This is a genomic window from Fictibacillus nanhaiensis (assembly GCF_023715445.1).
GTDB classification, from domain to species: Bacteria; Bacillota; Bacilli; order Bacillales; family Fictibacillaceae; genus Fictibacillus; species Fictibacillus nanhaiensis_D.
This window is the reverse complement of the sequence record NZ_JAMBOD010000030.1, coordinates 1-1,673: the sequence shown is the minus strand read 5'-3', so window position 1 is coordinate 1,673 and position 1,673 is coordinate 1. Positions and strand designations below refer to the sequence as shown.

Below are 1,673 nucleotides of genomic sequence, written 5' to 3'. Positions count from 1 at the left end.
CCACGCTTCCACACCAGACCTATCAACCTCATCATCTCTAAGGGGTCTTACTCACTTAACGTGATGGGAAATCTCATCTTGAGGGGGGCTTCATGCTTAGATGCTTTCAGCACTTATCCCGTCCACACGTAGCTACCCAGCTATGCCCCTGGCGGAACAACTGGTACACCAGCGGTGTGTCCATCCCGGTCCTCTCGTACTAAGGACAGCTCCTCTCAAATTTCCTGCGCCCGCGACGGATAGGGACCGAACTGTCTCACGACGTTCTGAACCCAGCTCGCGTACCGCTTTAATGGGCGAACAGCCCAACCCTTGGGACCTACTTCAGCCCCAGGATGCGATGAGCCGACATCGAGGTGCCAAACCTCCCCGTCGATGTGGACTCTTGGGGGAGATAAGCCTGTTATCCCCAGGGTAGCTTTTATCCGTTGAGCGATGGCCCTTCCATGCGGAACCACCGGATCACTAAGCCCGACTTTCGTCCCTGCTCGACTTGTAGGTCTCGCAGTCAAGCTCCCTTGTGCCTTTACACTCTGCGAATGATTTCCAACCATTCTGAGGGAACCTTTGGGCGCCTCCGTTACTGTTTAGGAGGCGACCGCCCCAGTCAAACTGCCCGCCTGACACTGTCTCCGAACCGGATCACGGTTCAAGGTTAGAATTTCAATACAGCCAGGGTAGTATCCCACCGACGCCTCCACCGAAGCTGGCGCTCCGGCTTCTCAGGCTCCTACCTATCCTGTACAAGCTGTACCAAAATCCAATATCAAGCTGCAGTAAAGCTCCATGGGGTCTTTCCGTCCTGTCGCGGGTAACCTGCATCTTCACAGGTACTATAATTTCACCGGGTCTCTCGTTGAGACAGTATCCAAGTCGTTACACCTTTCGTGCGGGTCGGAACTTACCCGACAAGGAATTTCGCTACCTTAGGACCGTTATAGTTACGGCCGCCGTTTACTGGGGCTTCAATTCAGAGCTTCTCCCGTAAGGGATAACCCCTCCTCTTAACCTTCCAGCACCGGGCAGGTGTCAGCCCCTATACTTCACCTTGCGGTTTCGCAGAGACCTGTGTTTTTGCTAAACAGTCGCTTGGATCTATTCACTGCGGCTCTCTCGGGCGATAAACCCTATCAGAGCACCCCTTCTCCCGAAGTTACGGGGTCATTTTGCCGAGTTCCTTAACGAGAGTTCTCCCGATCATCTTAGGATTCTCTCCTCGCCTACCTGTGTCGGTTTGCGGTACGGGCACCTCTTTCCTCACTAGAGGCTTTTCTTGGCAGTGTAGGATCAGGGACTTCGGTACTAAAATTTCCCTCGCCATCACAGCTCAGCCTTCACGTTGGACGGATTTGCCTATCCAACAGCCTAACTGCTTAGACGCACTATTCCATCAGTGCGCTCACCCTACCTTACTGCGTCCCCCCATTGTTCAAACGGAAAGGAGGTGGTACAGGAATATCAACCTGTTATCCATCGCCTACGCTTTTCAGCCTCGGCTTAGGCCCCGACTAACCCTGAGCGGACGAGCCTTCCTCAGGAAACCTTAGGCTTTCGATGGACAAGATTCTCACTTGTCTTTCGCTACTCATACCGGCATTCTCACTTCAAAGCGCTCCACCAGTCCTTCCGGTCTGACTTCACTGCACTTCGAACGCTCCCCTACCCCTGTACCA

At 53.7% G+C, this 1,673-nt stretch carries 1 rRNA gene; it reads right to left on the bottom strand.

Annotated features, from left to right (window positions below):
* A 23S ribosomal RNA gene (locus tag M3196_RS21670) occupies nt 1–1,673 on the bottom strand; the annotation flags it as partial.